Annotated in this window: 18 protein-coding genes and 1 tRNA gene; 3 read left to right on the top strand and 16 right to left on the bottom strand. The window is 68.4% G+C overall.

What is annotated here, in order from left to right:
* Window positions 1-168 precede the first annotated feature (168 nt).
* The 5 genes from AC1DYK_RS00775 to AC1DYK_RS00795 all read right to left on the bottom strand — a co-directional run bounded on the left by AC1DYK_RS00775 (window position 169) and on the right by AC1DYK_RS00795 (window position 3,391).
* Window positions 169-244, bottom strand: a tRNA-Asn gene (locus AC1DYK_RS00775).
* 102 nt (window positions 245-346) lie between these two features.
* Entirely contained in the window at window positions 347-1,255 is a 909-nt protein-coding gene (locus AC1DYK_RS00780) for a thiamine phosphate synthase (protein WP_478164523.1), read from the bottom strand.
* A gap of 5 nt (window positions 1,256-1,260) precedes the next feature.
* Window positions 1,261-2,079, bottom strand: coding sequence for a thiazole synthase (locus AC1DYK_RS00785; RefSeq protein WP_478092600.1), 819 nt, complete (start codon window positions 2,077-2,079; stop codon window positions 1,261-1,263).
* 11 nt (window positions 2,080-2,090) lie between these two features.
* The gene (thiS, locus tag AC1DYK_RS00790) at window positions 2,091-2,288 is read right to left on the bottom strand and encodes a sulfur carrier protein ThiS (protein ID WP_478164524.1); all 198 of its coding nucleotides are present in this window, start codon (window positions 2,286-2,288) and stop codon (window positions 2,091-2,093) included.
* Window positions 2,289-2,293: 5 nt separating this feature from the next.
* Window positions 2,294-3,391, bottom strand: a complete 1,098-nt coding sequence (locus tag AC1DYK_RS00795) for an FAD-dependent oxidoreductase (RefSeq protein ID WP_478164525.1) — start codon at window positions 3,389-3,391, stop codon at window positions 2,294-2,296.
* A gap of 139 nt (window positions 3,392-3,530) precedes the next feature.
* Between AC1DYK_RS00795 and thiD the strand changes: the two genes are divergently transcribed.
* Window positions 3,531-4,376 (top strand): bifunctional hydroxymethylpyrimidine kinase/phosphomethylpyrimidine kinase, encoded by an 846-nt coding sequence (thiD, locus tag AC1DYK_RS00800; protein ID WP_478164526.1) that lies wholly within the window; start codon window positions 3,531-3,533, stop codon window positions 4,374-4,376.
* On the opposite strand, the gene AC1DYK_RS00805 is transcribed toward thiD, so the two are convergent.
* Both AC1DYK_RS00805 and AC1DYK_RS00810 read right to left on the bottom strand, forming a co-directional pair.
* Window positions 4,321-5,658 (bottom strand): purine-cytosine permease family protein, encoded by a 1,338-nt coding sequence (locus AC1DYK_RS00805; protein WP_478164527.1) that lies wholly within the window; start codon window positions 5,656-5,658, stop codon window positions 4,321-4,323. The genes thiD and AC1DYK_RS00805 overlap by 56 nt on opposite strands.
* A gap of 367 nt (window positions 5,659-6,025) precedes the next feature.
* Window positions 6,026-6,358, bottom strand: a complete 333-nt coding sequence (locus tag AC1DYK_RS00810) for a PRC-barrel domain-containing protein (RefSeq protein ID WP_478164528.1) — start codon at window positions 6,356-6,358, stop codon at window positions 6,026-6,028.
* 326 nt (window positions 6,359-6,684) lie between these two features.
* On the opposite strand from AC1DYK_RS00810, the gene AC1DYK_RS00815 reads away from it, so the two are divergent.
* Window positions 6,685-6,879: a hypothetical protein gene (locus tag AC1DYK_RS00815; RefSeq protein ID WP_478164529.1), complete on the top strand. Its 195-nt coding sequence runs from the start codon at window positions 6,685-6,687 to the stop codon at window positions 6,877-6,879.
* 81 nt (window positions 6,880-6,960) lie between these two features.
* On the opposite strand, the gene AC1DYK_RS00820 is transcribed toward AC1DYK_RS00815, so the two are convergent.
* From AC1DYK_RS00820 to AC1DYK_RS00855, 8 genes are all read right to left on the bottom strand, one after another.
* A complete protein-coding gene (locus AC1DYK_RS00820; protein WP_478164530.1) occupies window positions 6,961-7,974 on the bottom strand; it encodes an NAD(P)/FAD-dependent oxidoreductase in 1,014 nt (337 codons plus the stop codon).
* A gap of 89 nt (window positions 7,975-8,063) precedes the next feature.
* Window positions 8,064-8,393 (bottom strand): ferredoxin FdxA, encoded by a 330-nt coding sequence (gene fdxA / locus AC1DYK_RS00825; protein WP_478164531.1) that lies wholly within the window; start codon window positions 8,391-8,393, stop codon window positions 8,064-8,066.
* 42 nt (window positions 8,394-8,435) lie between these two features.
* Window positions 8,436-9,764, bottom strand: a complete 1,329-nt coding sequence (locus AC1DYK_RS00830) for a sulfate adenylyltransferase subunit 1 (protein WP_478164532.1) — start codon at window positions 9,762-9,764, stop codon at window positions 8,436-8,438.
* Window positions 9,765-9,889: 125 nt separating this feature from the next.
* On the bottom strand, window positions 9,890-10,843 hold the full coding sequence (gene cysD, locus AC1DYK_RS00835) for a sulfate adenylyltransferase subunit CysD (protein ID WP_478164533.1): 954 nt from the start codon (window positions 10,841-10,843) through the stop codon (window positions 9,890-9,892).
* 10 nt (window positions 10,844-10,853) lie between these two features.
* On the bottom strand, window positions 10,854-11,669 hold the full coding sequence (locus AC1DYK_RS00840; RefSeq protein ID WP_478164534.1) for a phosphoadenylyl-sulfate reductase: 816 nt from the start codon (window positions 11,667-11,669) through the stop codon (window positions 10,854-10,856).
* A 108-nt stretch (window positions 11,670-11,777) separates the two neighbouring features.
* On the bottom strand, window positions 11,778-12,170 hold the full coding sequence (locus AC1DYK_RS00845; protein ID WP_478091370.1) for a DUF934 domain-containing protein: 393 nt from the start codon (window positions 12,168-12,170) through the stop codon (window positions 11,778-11,780).
* Window positions 12,167-13,948, bottom strand: a complete 1,782-nt coding sequence (locus tag AC1DYK_RS00850; RefSeq protein WP_478164535.1) for a nitrite/sulfite reductase — start codon at window positions 13,946-13,948, stop codon at window positions 12,167-12,169. Before AC1DYK_RS00850 ends, AC1DYK_RS00845 begins: the two co-directional genes overlap by 4 nt.
* Window positions 13,949-14,171: 223 nt before the next feature.
* Complete coding sequence (locus tag AC1DYK_RS00855) at window positions 14,172-15,788, bottom strand: MFS transporter (protein ID WP_478164536.1); 1,617 nt, start codon at window positions 15,786-15,788, stop codon at window positions 14,172-14,174.
* Window positions 15,789-15,989: 201 nt separating this feature from the next.
* Here AC1DYK_RS00855 and AC1DYK_RS00860 point away from each other — a divergent pair, with 201 nt between their 5' ends.
* A complete protein-coding gene (locus AC1DYK_RS00860; RefSeq protein ID WP_478164537.1) occupies window positions 15,990-16,253 on the top strand; it encodes a hypothetical protein in 264 nt (87 codons plus the stop codon).
* 9 nt (window positions 16,254-16,262) lie between these two features.
* On the opposite strand, the gene AC1DYK_RS00865 is transcribed toward AC1DYK_RS00860, so the two are convergent.
* Window positions 16,263-17,717: a GntP family permease gene (locus AC1DYK_RS00865; RefSeq protein WP_478090728.1), complete on the bottom strand. Its 1,455-nt coding sequence runs from the start codon at window positions 17,715-17,717 to the stop codon at window positions 16,263-16,265.
* Window positions 17,718-17,720: the final 3 nt, after the last annotated feature.

The following is a 17,720-nucleotide window of genomic DNA, read 5'->3' on the forward strand; positions in this document are numbered from 1 at the left end:
CAAATCCCTGATCGCCACGCCCTGTCGAAGTAGCCCAGGGGCTGGACGGCCTTCTTCGCGGAGGCTCATAACACTGGATATTTGGCGATTGCCAAATAAGGCGCCACAAACGAAAATGCCCCGCTACCTTTTGAGTAGCGGGGCATCCAGTGGCCTTGCGGCGTGTAGTGGCTCCTCGACCTGGGCTCGAACCAGGGACCTACGGATTAACAGTCCGGCGCTCTACCAACTGAGCTATCGAGGAACAAGCCTCAGATTATAGCGTCCTTTTTTGGGCTCTTTGGTCGACGCCGATCGAATCGATATTTTTCTTCAACTTTTTTTGAGGGTCGTGACGCGCGGGGGCTCAAGCGCCGATGCAGAGCGCCATCAAGCGGGCCGCCGCCGCTTCGGGTTCCGGGTCGGCCACAAGGGCACGCACCACGGCCACCGAGCCGACGCCGGTCGCCAGCACCTCGGGCATGCGCTGCTCGTCGACGCCGCCGATGCCGACCTGCGGATAGCCGTGCATGAGGCGCGCGTAAGCGGCAAGTCGCGCGATGCCTTGTGGTGCGGTGGCCATCCGCTTGAGCGTGGTCGGGTACACCGCGCCCATCGCGATGTAGCTCGGGCTGGCGCCATCGGCGCGCACCATCTCGGCGTAGCCGTGGGTACTGACGCCCAGGCGAAGGCCGGAGGCCCGAATCGTCTTCAGTTCCTCGGGTGTCAGCGCATCGAGGTCTTCCTGTCCGAGATGCAGGCCGTAGGCGCGCGCCGCGATCGCGCTGCGCCAATGGTCGTTGATGAAGAGCAGGGCGCCGGTGCCGCGCACCGCCTCGACCGCCGCGACCACCTCGCGCTCGATGGCTGCTGCATCGTCGGACTTGAAGCGCAACTGCACCGTCGGCACGCCGGCGCGCGCCATGCGTGCGACCCACTGCGCATCGGGCAGTACCGCATAGAGGCCGAGCTTCGTCGGGCAGGGCGGAAACGCATCGTCGCGCGTCGTCGGCGGAAAGGGGCGCATCCCGAAATCGGCTGCCGATTCGGGCCAGGCTTGCGGATCGAAGCTGCCGCTGCGATCGGTCTGCGCCCGCCACGCGCGTGCCAGGCACTCGGCGTCGATGTCGATGAAACCCAGCGTTGCGCAGGCTTGCTTCACGCCCTGGTAGAGCACGTCGTCCGAGGAGAACGATGCGGTTGCATTCGGCGCTTCGCCGAAGCGCGACCCATGCGCCGCAACGATGGCGCGCGCGATGGAAGGGGAGTCGGTCATCGGGATCATTGGGAAGACGCGTGATGCCAGAACGGCGTGCCCAGCACCGGCGTGCTCGGCTGGGCCGAATCCTGCGCCGCCATCGCGCCGGCGTGATGCGCGCAGCGACCGGCTTGCACGGCATCGGCAAACGCGCCGGCCATTGCGACCGGGTCCTGCGCCAGCGCCACCGCGGTGTTGAGCAACACGCCGTCGTAGCCCCACTCCATCACCTGGCAGGCATGCGACGGCAGGCCGAGGCCGGCATCGACCAGCAGCGGCACCGCGAGCCGCTCGCGCAGCACCTGCAAGGCATACGGATTGACCGGCCCGCGGCCGGTTCCGATCGGGGCGGCCCAGGGCATCACGGCCTGGCAGCCGACATCGACCAGGCGCTGGCACAGCACCAGGTCCTCGGTGCAGTAGGGCAGCACCTGGAAGCCGTCGCGGATCAGTTGCGATGCGGCGTCGACCAGGTTCAGCGTGTCGGGCTGCAGCGTGTAGTCGTCACCGATCAGTTCGAGCTTGATCCAGGGCGTGTCGAACAACTCGCGCGCCATCTGGGCCGTGGCAATGGCTTCCTGCACGCTGTGACAGCCGGCCGTGTTGGGCAGCACCGGAACGCCGAGCCGGCGCAGCAGGTCCCAGAAGCCGTTGTCGCTGCCGCTGCCGTTCGGGGTCGCGGTCTGGCGGCGCAGCGACGCCGTGAGCATCGCGGGCTGCGCGCGCCGGACGGCTGCCTCGAGCACGTCGGGGGATGGATAGCGCGCGGTGCCCAGCAGCAGTCGGCTCTGGAAGCTCTGGCCGTAGAGGACGAGCGGGTCGTTGGCGGAGGCAAGGGTCATGGTCTTCTCTTTCAGCCGCCCGTCACGGGGCGGATCACTTCAATGCGGTCGTCGGCCTGCAGTGCATGCGAGGCGTAGTTCGAACGCGGCACGAACTGGCGGTTGACGGCCACCGCGAACGGCGGCTTGGCGTCGATGAGCGCGAGGGCGTCCACCACCTTCGCGTCGGCAGGCAGCGTGCAGGGCGTGTCGTTGATCCGGAGGTTCATGGATGTCATTCGAGGCGGGTCGCGAGGCCGAAGCGGCCGGCGAGCGCGGAGCAATCGGTCGCGAGCAGTTCCATTGCGACGTCGAGGATCGCCGGCGCGATCATGAAGCCGTGGCGGTAGAGGCCGTTGATCTGCATCACCTTCGGGCGCAACTGGCGCACGGCCGGCAGGTTGTCGGGCAGGGTCGGCCGGCATTGGGTCGCGATCTCGACGATGCGCGCTTCGGCGAAGCCGCTGTGCACTGCGTAGGCGGCGCTCAGCAGTTCGAGCGTGGAGCGCACGCTGGCCGGCGACATGTCGTCCGATTCGATCTCGGTCGCGCCGATCACGAACAGGTGGTCGGGCTTGGGCGCGATGTAGAGCGGATAGCGCGGATGCACCAGGCGCGTCGGCCGGCGCAGCGTCACTTCGGGTGCGTGCACGCGGATGACTTCGCCGCGCACGCCGCGCAGGGCATTCCACTGCGGCTTGGCGCCGAGGCCGCGGCAGTCGATCACGCGCTCGGGCTGGCCCGGCCCGCCGGGCGCGAAGTCGTCGACGGTGCGCGGCGAATGCCAGTGCAGGCGCACCTTCGGCAGTACCTGCAAGGTGGCGAGCAACGAGGCGAGCAGCGCGCGGTTGTCGAGCTGGCCTTCATCGGGCAGCAGCAGGCCCTGCGCGAAGCGCCGGCCCAGCGAAGGCTCGGCGGCCTCGATGCCGGCAGCGTCGAGCACCTGCATGGCGGGCAGCTCGGGCACCAGCTCGCCGGTGTGCGAGAGCACGCGCTTGAGCCGGGCGGCCTCGGCGGCATCCTGGCGGTGCCACAGCACGAGCGTGCCCTCGCGCTGGAAGAACACGGGCGCGGCCAGCGGCGCGATCAACGCCGGCCAGCGGTCGAGTGCGTAGTGCCCCATTCGGACCACGGCGGGCGGCGCCACGGCCGATTCGGCGAGCGGCGCGAGCATGGCGGCGGCGACCCGCGCGGCCGCGCCTTCGGCCTCCGGTCCGCCGGCCTCGAACAGGTCGACCTCGCAGCCCGCCTGCGCCAGCGTCAGCGCGAGCAGGCGCCCCATGAGCCCGGCGCCGAGCACGGCGGCTGAGCGGAAGGGCAGTGCTTCATGCATCGCCATCTCGCTGCCCGTTCCAGGAACACCGCGGAACCGGCTTTGCCGGGCCGCCGGTGTTGCCCCCGGCGGGGGGTGGGCGCCCGACATGAAGTGCGGGCAACCTGGGGGGGAGCCTTCCTGCTCGATAATTTTGGACATGACCATTGCATTCTCTCGCTACGCACGCGTACTCTCGATCGCCGGTTCCGACAGCGGCGGGGGCGCCGGCATCCAGGCCGACCTGAAGACCTTCTCGGCGCTCGGCTGCTATGGCATGACCGCGATCACTGCGTTGACGGCGCAAAACACGCTCGGCGTGTCGGGCATCCATGGCGTGCCGCCGGCTTTCTTGAAAGCGCAGATCCAGGCGGTGGTCGAGGACATCGGCGTCGACGCGGTCAAGCTCGGCATGCTGCACGCGCCCGAGATCGTCGAGGTCGTGGCCTGGGCGATCGACCACTACAAGCTGCCGAACGTGGTGCTCGATCCGGTGATGGTCGCCACCAGCGGCGACCGCCTGATCGCCGCCGAGACGGTGGCCGTGCTGGTGCGCGAACTGTTCCCGCGGGCGGCCGTCGTGACCCCCAACCTGGACGAGGCGGCGCTGCTGATCGGCCATGCCATCGACGGCGTCGATGCGCTCGACGATGCAGCCACCGAACTGCTCGCACTCGGTGCCAACGCGGTATTGCTCAAGGGCGGCCACCTGCCGGGCGACGACGTGGTCGACCTGCTGGCCGAGGCCGACGGCGAGCGGCTGCAGCTGGCCTCGACCCGCATCCAGAGCCGCAACCTGCACGGCACCGGCTGCACCTTGTCGTCGGCCATCGCCGCCCATCTGGCGCTCGGATTCGCGCTGTCGCAGGCGGTGGAGCGCGCGCGCGGCTACGTGGTCGCCGCCATGGCGGCGGGGGCGGATGTGAAAGTCGGCGCGGGGCACGGTCCCCTCAACCACGGCTTTGCGCCAGTGCCGAGCGTCCGCCTGCCGTCGACTGGCGCGTGATCCAGCCCAGCGCGAAGGTGATCGCAAGGGTCGGCAGCGCCGAGCCCCACTGAGGGGCCCAGGCCGCGCAGGCGTGGTAGATCGCGATGCCGGAGATCCAGATCGCGGCCGCCGGCAGGTCCACGCGGCGCGTGCCGACCGGCACCGGTGCGTTGCCGGTGCCGAGCCGTCCGAGGATCACGCCGTAGAGCGGCACGAAGACCGAGCTCAGCAGCAGCAGGAAGGGTTCGAGCGAGTGCATCGGCAGCACCAGTGCGAAGGCGATGCAGATCGAGGCCAGCAGCAGGCCCCAGCGGCGCACGCTCCAGCGCGGCTGCAGGCTGTGGGCCGAGACCGAGCCTGAGTACACGTCGCCGTAGGCGTTGTCGAGTTCGTCGATCAGGATCAGCCCCAGCGCCACCAGGCCCCCCTGCGCCAGCAGCAGGGCCGCGACCAGGTTGGTGCCGGGTTCGGCGACGCTCACCACCATCACGCCGAGCGCATAGCACCAGATGTTGGCCAGCACGTAGCCGATCCAGGTGCCATTGAAGGCGCCGCCCAGACCACCCGTGCTGCGCTTGCCGTGACGCGCGTAGTCCGCCACCAGCGGCAGCCACGAGACCGGCATCGCGATCACCAGGTCGAGGGCGCCGAACATGCCCATGCTGCCGTCGCCGGGCCGCAACCAGAAAGCCTCCAGCCCCTTGGCATGGAGCCGGGTCGCGAACTGCCAGGTCAGCCAGGCCAGCGACAGCGCCACCAGCGGCAGGCCGAAGCGGCTCACGAAGCGCCTCACCAGCTTGACCATCGAGCCTGCGAGCAGGGCCAGCAGCACCGCGCCCCACAGCAGCGTGGTGAGCACCGTGCCCAGGGGGCCGCCGAGCGACCCGCCGAAGGCCTGGCCGCCGATCGCCTGGGTGCCTTCGCGCATGATCACGATTTCGAAGGTGGTCCAGCCGATCAGCTGCACGATGTTGAGCATCACCGGCAGGCGCGCGAAGGCGCTGCCGTAGGTTGCGTTCATCAGCCCGGCGCTGGCCAGCCCGCTCTCGCAACCCAGCCGCGCGGTCCAGGCCAGCAGGCCGGCGCCGATGCAGGAGCCCAGCGCGATCGCGAGCACGGCGTCGCGGGTTCCGACCGCCGGTACCAGGTAGGCGCCGATCTGCATCACCAGCAGACCGACGCCGAGGCTGAACCACAGCGCCATGTGGTCGTGCCACTGGAAGACGCGGCTGGATTCGCGCAGCGGCGTCAGTGCCTCATTGGCCCCGGGCGGCGCAGTCGGGTCGTTCGTTCTTGCCATCCATTTGCTCCCATGCAAATTGTTTGGCAGGTGGGCGAGGCCGGCAGCAGAACCGCCGCGCGAGAAACGTGGCGGCCGCCGGACCAGCTTCCCTGCGCGAGGATTACCTCAAGTCACCAAAGTCACTCAGTGGCACAACAGGTTCAAAGGGTGTGATCTCAGCCGGCCCGAGTGATCGGGCCAGCACCCCCAGCGAATGCGCGCATTGTAGTTCCGGACGAAAAAAGCCCGCGTCTGCGCGGGCTCTGAAGGGGTCGCGTTTTGAAATGCAGTTCACGCAGCAGTTGCAATCTGGCGCCGTACGAAAAAGAACCCGCCGGGCGTGCGCGGGGCGGGTTCTCAACAACGTGTCGCAGGCCCAAAGCGGCTAGGAGCCGTAGTACTTGTCGACGTTCGCCCGGTAGATTTCGTCGTAGTCAGGCACGACATCTGTCGAATAGCGCGGCGCGCCTTCCAGCTGGGCCTTGTCAAGCGGAACCACGTAGCCATCCTTCGATGTGTCGTACTTGAGGATGCTCCATGGAATGGGATAGCGATCCGTTCCCATTCCCAGGAAACCGCCGAACTCCAAGACGGCATAACGCACTTGACCTGATACCTTGTCGATCATGAGGTCGTCGATCGTGCCGAGCTTGTCGCCCGTGACGTTGTAGACCTTCGTGTTTTCCACGCGGTCGGAAGAAATGACATCAGAAGCCATGAGTTTCTCCATGCCGGGATGGCTGGGGCTACCGGCGGGTGTGCAAAGCCCAGCAATCGATGTATGGCCTCAACGCAGGGAGGCCCGCATAGGTTTTCGATTTGTCTTGATGTAGGCGTTCCCCCATCAGACTGCGTCTTGAATGGCGCCGGTCGGCAGCCGCTTCGCCGGGATAGAGCGGCGCGCACCTCGCCCGAGCGCCGCGCAGGCAACGGCAGTGGCCTTGCGCTTTTTTCACGACAGCGCGCTGCGCTCTTGTCCGACAGACCTTTGCAACGGTCAGGCGTAGCTTCACGCCTTCGACCTCGTCAGGATGGAGGATCGCCATGAAATCCGAGCAGGCAGAGATGGGCGAGAGCGCCAGTGACATTGCATTTCGCTGGGGTGTGGTCGCCGTGATCCTCGTGGCGGTCGGAACGCTGGTGTACAACTTCTTCGCTGATGAAGAGCCCGTTGACCTGGGCACCGCCACCACGCAGGTCGCGCCGCAGCACCTGCGTATCGGGGCGGCGAGCAATTAGAACCGGGGGATGCGATCGTCGTCCTCGAGGCGAGGACGCCATCCGCGCCATCGAAGTGGCAGCGCCGGCCGCAGCCGAAGGTCAGTGCGCGACGCCGAGCAGCGTGTGCAGCCGCGTGCTGGTGGTGGTGTATTGCAGCGGAATCGCCTTGTCGGGAAAGACGATCGCGGTGGCGCCCCAGGCCGCCAGCGTGGCCTCATGGAAGCCGCAGACGATGAGCTTCTTCTTGCCGGGGTAGGTGTTGATGTCGCCGACGGCGAAGACGCCGCGCTCGCGCGTCTCGAACTTCTCGGTGTCGACCGGCACCTGCTTGCGCTCGAGCGCCAGGCCCCATTCAGCGACCGGTCCGAGGCGTGGGGAGATGCCGAGGCAGCCGATCAAGGCGTCGAAGGGCAGCGCCACGGTCTGCGCGTCCGGCGTGGCGACCTGGAGCTGCGTGTCATCGAAGCCGATGGGCTGGCCGATCTGAAGGTGGATCGCGCCGGCTGCGATGCGCTCGCGCAGTGTTCGCAGCGTTTGCTCGTCGGCCTGGAAGACGTCGCGGCGGTGGAGCAGCGTGACCTTCTTCGCCAGGGGCGCGAGCGCGAGCGCGGTGTCGAGCGCGGCCTCGTCGCCGCCCTGGACGATCAGCGATTGCCCCGCGAAGCGATCGAGCGTGTCGGGGTGGTAGAAGAGCCTGGTGCCTTCAAGTCGCTCGATGCCCTCGACGGCGATGCGCTTGGGCACGAAGGCGCCGACGCCCGCGGCGATGAAGACCGTCTTGGCCAGGAAGGAGCTGCCGCGCGACGTGGCCAGCAGCAGCCGACCATCCTGCTGGCGGGCGAGGGTCGCGATCTGCTCGCCGAAATGGAATTGCGGCTTGAACGGTGCGATCTGCTGCAGCAGCGATTCCGCCAGTCCGCGTCCGGTGGTCATCGGCGTGCCCGGGATGTCGTAGATCGGCTTGTCGCCGTAGAGCTCGACGCATTGGCCGCCGGCACGCGGCAGGGCATCGACGATGTGGCAGGAGATCTCGAGCAGGCCGAGCTGGAAGGCCTGAAACAGGCCGACCGGTCCGGCGCCGATGATCAGCGCGTCGGTTTCGACCGGTGGCATCAGGCCGGCGCCGAGCCGCCCCTAGGCGGCCTGCGGCACCCTCGGGGGGCAGCGATGACAGGCAGCGCGAAGCGTGGGGGGCGCATGCTTCAGCGCACCAGCTCCGAGAGCTTGCCGGTCTTGTCCTTCCACTCTTCCGCGTCGGGCAGCGCCGGCTTGCGCTTGGTGATGCTTTTCCAGCCGTCGGCCAGCGCCAGTTCGGCGTTGAGCTTGATGAAGGCCAGCTGGTCGGCCGGAAGGTCTTCCTCGGCGTAGATCGCGTTGACCGGGCACTCGGGGATGCAGACCGCGCAGTCGATGCATTCGTCGGGGTCGATCACCAGCATGTTCGGCCCTTCACGGAAGCAGTCGACCGGGCAGACGTCGACGCAATCGGTGTATTTGCAGCGGATGCAGGATTCGGAGACGACGTGGGTCATGGTCTTGGCAAGCGAGGGGAATGATCGGGGAAACCCCGAATTTTAGGCCTTTGTGGCGGCGGGCCGCACGAGCACTGCGGCGGAGGTCCGATGGGAAGCGGTGTCCACGAGGATCAGCGAGCCCAAAGCGCGCGATTGCGTGAAAGGCAGCACGGCCAGCGGCTGCTGCAGTGCCAGCACCACGTCACCGATGGCATTGGCTTCGAGCCGCTCCGTGGGCTCGGCATCGAGGGTCGTGATATTGAGCCGGTCGACGATGCGCGCCACCTTGGCCTTGACCCATCGGTGGCCCTGCAGCGCCCAGTACACCCGGCCAGCGACCAGCGGCTCGTCGTCGAGCCAGGCGACGGTCGCGGTGATCTCGCGAACCGGCTCGAAGGCGTCGGGCGCCAGCAGCCAGTCGCCGCGCGAGACATCGAGTTCCCGGTCCAGCACGATGCCGGCGCTGTGACCCGCATGCACGGCCTTCGGATCGCGCGTGTGGCTCAGTACCTGCGCCACGGTGGCGTGCTGGTTGCTCGGCAGCACGGTGATGCGCTGTCCGGGCTCGACATGGCCGCTGGCGACCCGGCCCCAGAACACGCGGCGCCCGCGCGAGGTGTCGGCCGAGGCGGAGAACTTCTCGACCCACTGCACCGGGAAGGCGAAGGGGACGGCCTCGTCCTGGGCGGTGACCGGCAATTGCTCGAGCAGTTCGAGCAGGCTGGGGCCTTCGTAGCCGGCCCAGGCGGGATGGCGCGAGGCCACGTTCCAGCCCTTGAGCGCCGAGATCGGCACCGTGGCGGCCACTTGCACGCCGGCGGCTTCGGCGAAATTCGAGAGCGCGGCGGCGATGCGCTCGAACGCGAGTTCGGCGTCGTCGATCGCATCGAGCTTGTTGACCGCGAAGACGATCGACTGCACGCGCAGCAGATGGCACAGCAGCGTGTGGCGGCGGGTTTGCGGCAGCAGGTCGCGCTTGACCACTTCGCCGTCGCCGACCTCGGCGGCCCAGGCCAGCTTGGTGGCGTCGACCAGCACCACGGCGGCGTCGGCGCTGGATGCGGCCGTGACCATGTTGCGCGTGTATTGCTCGTGGCCTGGCGCGTCGCCGATCACGAACTTGCGATGCGCCGTGGAGAAGTAGCGATAGGCGACATCGATCGTGATGCCTTGCTCGCGCTCGGCCGAGAGGCCGTCGGTCAGCAGGGCCAGATCGGTTTCGCCGCCGCGCTGGACGCCGGCCAGCTGGTCCTGCAGCACGGTCTTGCTGTCGACCAGCAGGCGGCCGATCAGGGTGCTCTTGCCGTCGTCGACGCTGCCGCAGGTGATGAAGCGCAATGCGGCGCCGGTCTCGGCATGCTGTTCAAGGGTTGAAATCGTCGCGTTCATATTCATTCTCTGCAATGCGCTGTCCTGTTCGTGAAACACCGCGGAACCGGCTTCGCCGGGCCGATGGTGTTGCCCCCGGTAGGGGGTGGGCGGGCTACACGCAGTGAGCCCAACCTGGGGGCGAGCTAGAAGTACCCGTCTTTCTTGCGCTTTTCCATCGAGGCTTCGGAAGTCTTGTCGTCCATCCGCGTGGCCCCGCGTTCGCTGACGTCCGCCGCCAGCGTCTCGATCACCACGTCGGCCGCATGGGCTGCGAGGCTGTCCACGGGGCAGGTGCAGGTGATGTCGCCCACGGTACGGAAGCGCACGTCGCGCACTTCGACCTGCTCGCCGTCGCGCGGCGGCGTGAGTGCGGTCACGGGCACGAGCAGGCCGCGGCGTTCGATCACTTCGCGCTTGTGCGTGTAGTAGATCGAGGGCAGGGCGATGCGCTCGCGGTCGATGTACTGCCAGACGTCGAGCTCGGTCCAGTTCGAGATCGGGAACACGCGGAAATGTTCGCCCGGTGCGAGACGCGTGTTGAAGAGCGTCCACAACTCGGGGCGCTGGTCCTTCGGTTGCCATTGGCCGAAGCTGTCGCGGTGCGAAAAGATGCGCTCCTTGGCGCGCGCTTTTTCTTCATCGCGGCGGGCGCCGCCGATCAACGCGTCGAAGCGGAACTCCTCGATGGCTTCGAGCAGCGTGACCGACTGGTGCACATTGCGCGACTCTTCCGGATGGGCCAGGCGCACCGTGCCGCGCTTCATCGAGTCCTCGACGTTGCGCACGATCAGCTCGGCGCCGAGTTCCCTGGCGCGGGCGTCGCGGAAGGCCGTCACTTCGGGGAAGTTGTGGCCGGTGTCGATCATCAGCAGCGGATAGGGAATCCGGCCGATGCCGAAGGCCTTCTCGGCGCACTTGAGCAGCACCAGCGAATCCTTGCCGCCCGAGAACAGCAACGTCGGCCGCTCGAAGGACGCCGCCACCTCGCGCAGGATGAAGATGGTTTCCTCCTCGAGCGCATCGAGCTGCGTGTTGGACAGGCGCGTGAGCGACTGCGTGGTCGGCAGCAGCAGATCGGGTTCGGTACGGGCGTTCATGAGGCGGGGTTCAGTTCGGGATGGCACGGATGGGGATGGCGCGGTTCGGCAGTGGAGAGACGGCGGAGACTGCGGACAAGGGTTCGAAGGCCGCGGGCTCCTCGCCTTCGTGGCTGCCGTCGGCCGCCACGTGCAGGCCGCATTCCTTGGCGCTTTCTTGCTCCCACCACCAGCGGCCCGAGCGGAAGTCCTCGCCCAGGGTCACGGCCCGCGTGCAGGGCGCGCAGCCGATGCTCGGATAGAACTGGTCGTGCAGCGGGTTGTAGGGCACTTCGTGCAACGAGATGTAGTGCCAGACGTCGCCCCAGGTCCAGCGCGCGAGCGGGTTGACCTTGACGCGCTCGGCTTGCTCCTCGATGAACTCGACCTCGGCGCGGGCGCCCGACTGCTCGCGCCGCAGGCCGGTGATCCAGCCGCGCTTGCCGGCCAGCGCGCGTTCGAGCGGCTCCATCTTGCGGATGTGGCAGCAGGCCTTGCGCAGTTCGAGGCTGCGGTACATCGCCTCTTCGCCGTTCTCGGCGACGAAGGCGGCGGCATCCGCCTCGATCGGACGGTAGACATCGACCTGGCGGCCGTAATGCACCTGCAGCCGGTCGAGCAGGTCCAGCGTCTCGGCGTGCAGCTTGCCGGTCTCGAGCACGAAGACGCCCGCCGGCACCTGGAAGCGGTGCAGCAGGTCGGTCACGACCATGTCCTCGGCGCCGAGGCTGGAGGCCTGCGTGATCGGCGCGAATTCGGTCGCTGCGCCGCGCAGCAGCGCCACGCTCTCGGCGAGCTTGTCGTCGAAATCGGCAGAGGGCTTGGCGTAGAGCGAGATGGCGTTCATATCAGTCTTTTCGGGGAACGCCGCGGAACCGGCTTTGCCGGGCCGCTGGCGTTGCCCCCTTGAGGGGGGAGGCGGCTACACGCAGTGAGCAAGCAACGGGGGTGGGTTTCATGCCCGTTTGAAGATGGGGGTGGCTTGCACTGCGTCGCCCTGGTAGAAGGCGGCGAAGCGGTCGAACTGCCGCTGTGCGGCGGAGGCGTCGACGCCTTCCTTCAGCACCGCGCTCGAGAAGCCGGTGCGCTGCATCTGCACCAGCTGGTCGATCAGCACGTCGCCGGTGGCGCGGATGTCGCCCTGGAAGCCCAGGCGGCGGCGCAGCAGGAAGGCCTGGCTGTAGGCGCGGCCGTCGGTGAACTTCGGGAAGTTCAGGTCGATGCGCTCGACGTCCGTGAGGCACACCTCGATCGCGAGCGGGTCGGCGTCGTTGGGCAGCTGCAGCACATTCGGCTCGCCGTTGTCGACGTGGTCCTCGGCGGCGATGAGTCGAAGCGTCTTGTTCATGCGGCCACCTCCTCGACCTTGAAGCGTGCGCCATTGGCGGCGGCCTTGAAGGGCTCGATGCCGACCCGGCGCAGCGCGTCGATGAAGGTCTCGCCCGCTTCGCGGGTGTCGCGGTAGGTGTTGAGCACGGCCTCGATCACGTCGGGCACTTCGGCTGCCGAGAACGACGGGCCGACCACCTTGCCGGCCTGCGCCGCACCGCTGAGCGTGGAGCCGTCGGAGCCGCCGAGCGTGACCTGGTACCACTCCTTGCCGTCCTTGTCGACGCCGAGGATGCCGATGTGGCCGCTGTGGTGATGGCCGCAGGAGTTGATGCAGCCGCTGATGTGGAGATCGATCTCGCCGAGGTCGTCGAGTTCGTCGAGGTCCTGGTAGCGCTCGGTGATGGCTTCGGCGATCGGGATCGAGCGTGCATTGGCCAGCGCGCAGAAGTCGCCGCCGGGGCAGGCGATCATGTCGGTCAGCAGGTGCACATTGGCGCTCGCGAAGCCGGCCTCGCGCGCCGCCAGCCACAGCGCATGCAGGTCTTCCGCATGGACCCAGGGCAAGAGCAGGTTCTGGTCGTGCGTGACGCGGACTTCGCCGGCGCTGAAGCGGTCGGCCAGCAGGGCCGCCGTGTCGAGTTGGTCGGCCGACGCGTCGCCGGGCGCCTGCAGCAGGCGCTTGAACGACAGCGTGACCGCGCGCAGCGCGGGATTGCGGTGCGGCGCCACGTTGCGCTGCAGCCAGCGCGCGAACATCACGTCGTCGGCGGCCTGGGCGCGCAGGTCGGCATCGGTCTCCTCGGCGCTGCGGAACACGCGGGTCGCCAGTGTCGGCGGCACGAAGGAGGCGCTCACGCGGTCGAGCTCGGCCTGGGTGATGGTGTGCGGCGCACCGTCGTGCTCGATCACCTGCTTGTACTCGGCCTCGACGTCATCGATGTAGCGCTGGCCTTCGGCCTTCACGAGGATCTTGATGCGGGCCTTGTAGATGTTGTCGCGCCGACCGTAGCGGTTGTAGACCCGGACCACCGCTTCGAGGTAGTTCATGATCTGGTTCCACGGCAGGAACTCGCGCAGCACGGTGCCGATGATCGGCGTGCGGCCCATGCCGCCGCCGACCTGGACCCGGAAGCCCAGCTCGCCGGCCGCGTTCCTGATCAGGTGCAGGCCGACGTCGTGCCAGCCGGTGGCGGCCCGGTCCTCGGTGGCACCCGTGATCGCGATCTTGAACTTGCGCGGCAGGAAGGCGAATTCGGGGTGCAGCGTGCTCCACTGCCGCATGATTTCAGCGAACGGGCGCGGGTCGGCGATCTCGTCGACCGCGACGCCGGCTCGCTCGTCGCTCGTGATGTTGCGGATGCAGTTGCCGCTGGTCTGGATGCCGTGCATGTCGACCGTTGCCAGCAGGTCCATCACGTCGGCCGACTTCGACAGCGGGATCCAGTTGTACTGGACGTTCTGGCGCGTCGTGAAGTGGGCGTAGTGCGTCGGCAGCTTGTGCGTGCCGAGCTTGCCCTGGGTGGCCAGCGCGTTCTTGTAGACCTCGGCCTCGGGCTCGTCGTAGACGCGCGCGATCTTCGCCAGCACGCGCAGCTGGCGGCTCGACAACTCGCCATAGGGCACGGCCACGCGCAGCATCGGTGCATAGCGCTGCACGTACCAGCCGTTCTGCAGGCGCAGCGGTCGGAATTCGTCCTCGGCGAGCTTGCCCGACTGCCAGCGTTCGAGCTGGTCGCGGAACTGGGCGGCACGCAGGTGCACGAACTGGCGGTCGAAATCTGTGTATTGGTACATCGTGTGTCAGTAGCTGGAAAGCGGTGCGTCCACCGCCCGTCGAAGCGAGCGAGGAATGTAAAAGCGAGGCTTATGGAAACAAACTATTTTTTGGTTCGCGCCTTATGCGGATAAGCATATTCACCAGTCGCCATGCGGGTTTCGGGGCGATCCGGCGGCTTTTCCGGATAAGGCGAACCCGGGTCGGAAGGCGAGCGAAGCCAGGGACGCGCGCGTCCGGATGTCAGGGGAGCGGCCTTCGTGCCGCCGCGAAGGCGGCCTGGATATCCTCGAGCCGCCGGCCGCGGGTCTCGATGCCGCTGCGCACCAGCATCAGGGCGGCCACGGCCATCGGCAGCGCGATCAGCAGCGCCGAGGCCGTGAAGTGCTCGAACACGCCGGCGACGCCGAAGCCGGCGCCGAGGATGCCGCCGAACTTCGAGCTGGCCGCGATGACGCCGGAGCCGGTGCCGCGCAGGTGCACCGGGTAGATCTCGGCCGCATAGGGGATCAGCATCGCGATCACGCCGCTGGAGCTCACCAGCAGCAGGGCGGTGGTCACGACCATCGCCAGGGCCGAATGCACCTGCGCCAGGCCGAGTGCGAAGAACACCAGCAGCGTGGCGGCCGTCAGGCCGATGAAGAGCACCAGCGCCTTGATGCTGCTCCAGCGGTGGTACAGCCAGATCACGAGCGCGATGCCGGGGAGGGCGAGCAGGGCGGAGCGGGCCAGCAGCGCGCTGGCGGCGCTGGCGTCCATGCCCATGCTGCCGAGGTTGGTCGGCAGCCACAGCAGGAAGCCGAAGTTGACCAGTCCCCAGGCCACGCCGCAGACCGCCAGGCCCCAGGTGACGCGCGCGTGGCCCCCGCGCAGCAATTGGGCGATGCCGCCGGCAGGGACCTCCTCCTCGGCCACCACCGCGGCGGCGACCGCGGCGCCAGTGCCTGACGGCTGCCCGCCTGCGAAGCGGGCAAGCACGGCGCGGGCCTCGTCGGCCAGCCCGGCATTCGACAGGAAGCGCGGCGACTCCGGGATGTAGCGGCCGAGGAACACGATCAGCAGGCCGGTCGGCAGGCCGAGCAGCCACAGCGCGCGCCAGCTGAACTCGGGCACCAGCAGGGCCGCCGAGCCGGCCGCCAGCAGGTAGCCGGCCGAGGTGCCGATGCCGCCCAACGCCACCAGCAGCCAGCCGCGGTGCGCCGCGGGCACGGTCTCGGCCATCAGCGTGAAGGTGATCGGCAGCAGCCCGCCGGCCGATGCGCCCATCAGGAAGCACATGACGAGGTTCCACTCGAAGCTGGGCATGGCGCCGCAGATCGCGGTGCCGATGAACATCAGGGCCGACAGCAGGATCGCCGAGCGGCGCCCGAACAGGTCCGCCAGCCGGCCCCAGAGCACCGAGCCGACGGTGGTGCCGGTGAGCGCCACCAGGGCCAGCACGCCGGCGCGCTCGCGGCTGATCTCGTATTCGTGCGTCATGCCCGGCATGACGAAGCCCAGCGTGGCCGGTTTCAGCACGTCGACCGCCAGCGCAACCACCAGCACGAGCACCAGCTTCCAGTGCTCGCGGTTGAGCGGCACGCCGTCGGCCACGTGGAACTGCAGGTGGCTGTCGCCGTGCAGGCTCTTGCGCATGCCGGCGATCCGCGGCATCAGGCCATAGGCCGCGAGCAGCACGCCGAACGGGATCATCGCCATGCCGGTCAGCATGGTGGCGTCCATTTCCATGCCGACCATCTGATACCCGGTGTTTCGTCCCATCATGAACATCGGCAGGTGCGCAAGCACGCCGCCGATGATGGCGACACAGCCGGCCCAGAAGGCGAGCGGATGGTGGAAGTCGAAGTTCTGGGGTTTCACGGGGCCTGCTTTCGGGCCCGGATGTTAGCCCCCCGCCGGAGGTCCCGAGCATTCAGCAGCAGCGTCGCGCAGCCTGGCCGCCGATTGAATCGGATTGCGACTGCGCGGAGTGGATAGGGCCTAAGTCATATGGACCCGGCGCCGCCCAGGCCCTAAGGTTCGTCGCTTCCGAAGTCGTCGAATAACAACCGGGGAGATGCCGTGCATCGGTCGAAAAGAGGTCAACTGGCCAGGCTGCGGGGCGAAACGGTGCGCTGCCGGCTGGCGGTGGCAGCCGCGCGCGAGGCGATGATCGAGTCGCTCGGCGACTTCATGTGCGGCAGCGGGGTGCCGCCGGGCGTGCAGGACATCCGGGCGCTCGACCGCCTCTGCGAAGCGCTGGAGGAGGCCGAGGCGGCCTATGCGCGCCGCCTCGCGGCCCCGCCGGAGCCGCACTTCGCCGGCTTGCAGCGGCAAGTGAGCTGAGCCGGCGGCTCAGAACGAGCCGACGGCCGAGCCGAGCACGATCACGGCGACCAGTGCGATCAGCGCGCCGACGATGCCGACCATCACGATGTCGAAGTAGCTCTCGCGGTGCTTGGTGCCGCAGACCGCCAGCAGCGTCACGACCGCGCCGTTGTGCGGCAGGCTGTCGAGCGTGCCGGCACCGATCACGGCGACCCGGTGCATCAGCGCCGGATCGAGGCCGGTGGTGGCGGCCAGCTGCATGAAGGTGCCGCCCAGCGCGTCGAGCGCGATCGTCAGGCCACCCGAAGCCGAGCCGGTGAGGGCGGCCAGGATGTTGGTGGACAGCGCCAGCGACACCAGCGGTCCGCCGCCGATGCCCAGCACCCATTCGCGCACCATCTCGAAGGCCGGCATCGCGGCCACCACGGCGCCGAAGCCCACCAGGCTGGCGACGCAGACCACCGGCAGCACCGAGGCATTGGCGCCGGCGTCGACCGTGGCGCGCAGCGAGGGCAGGCGCTTCCAGTTGAGCGCGACCAGCACCGCCATCGCCGCGGCCAGCGCCACCAGCACCGCCCAGACACCGCCCACGTTGGCCAGGCTGATGCCGCCGAAGCGGGGCTCGGCCAGGAAATCGGTGTCCATGCTCGGCAGCACCACCAGCGCCATCAGCAGGTTCACGAGCACCACCACCACCAGCGGTGCCAGCGCCACGACGATGCCGGGCTGGCCGGCGCCGTGTTCGCCGTGCCGGACCTCGGCCGGGTCGAAGCTGCCGGCCGTGGTCGCGCGCTCTCGCACCACCGGATCGACGGCGGCATCGATGTGCGCGTCCGACGTCAGGGTGCCGAAGCTCTCGCCGGCGGCGCGCGCGCGGGACTCGGCGCGCCGCAGCCACCACATGCCGAAGCCCAGCATGATGGCCGAGGCGATCACGCCCAGTCCCGGCGCCGCGAAGGCGGTGGTGCCGAAGAAGGGCATCGGGATCGCGTTCTGGATCGCCGGAGTTCCGGGCAGCGCCGACATGGTGAAGGTGGAGGTGCCCAGCGCGATCGCGGCCGGCATCAGGCGCGCCGGTATGTCGGCGGCGCGGAACAGCGCCTGCGCCATCGGTGCGAGCACGAAGAAGGCGACGAACAGGCTGACGCCGCCGTAGGTGACCAGCGCGCCGGCCAGCACCACGGCGAGCATCGCGCGCTTGGGTCCCAGCTTCTCGGTCATGAAGCGGGCGATGGTCTGCACCGAGCCGCTGTCGTCCATCAGCTTGCCGAAGACGGCGCCGAGCAGGAACAGCGGGAAGAACTGGGCCAGGAAACCGGCCGCCGCGCCCATGAAGGTCTGAGTCCAGTGCGCCAGCAGCGGTTCGCTGGCGAACAGGGCGGCGATCAGCGCGGCCGCCGGTGCCAGCACGAGCACGCTCCAGCCGCGGTACGAGAGCCAGATCAGCAGACCCAGGCCGAGGAAGATGCCAAGGAGTCCCATCGT

It is taken from the genome of Variovorax sp. P2_H12 (assembly GCF_056403395.1).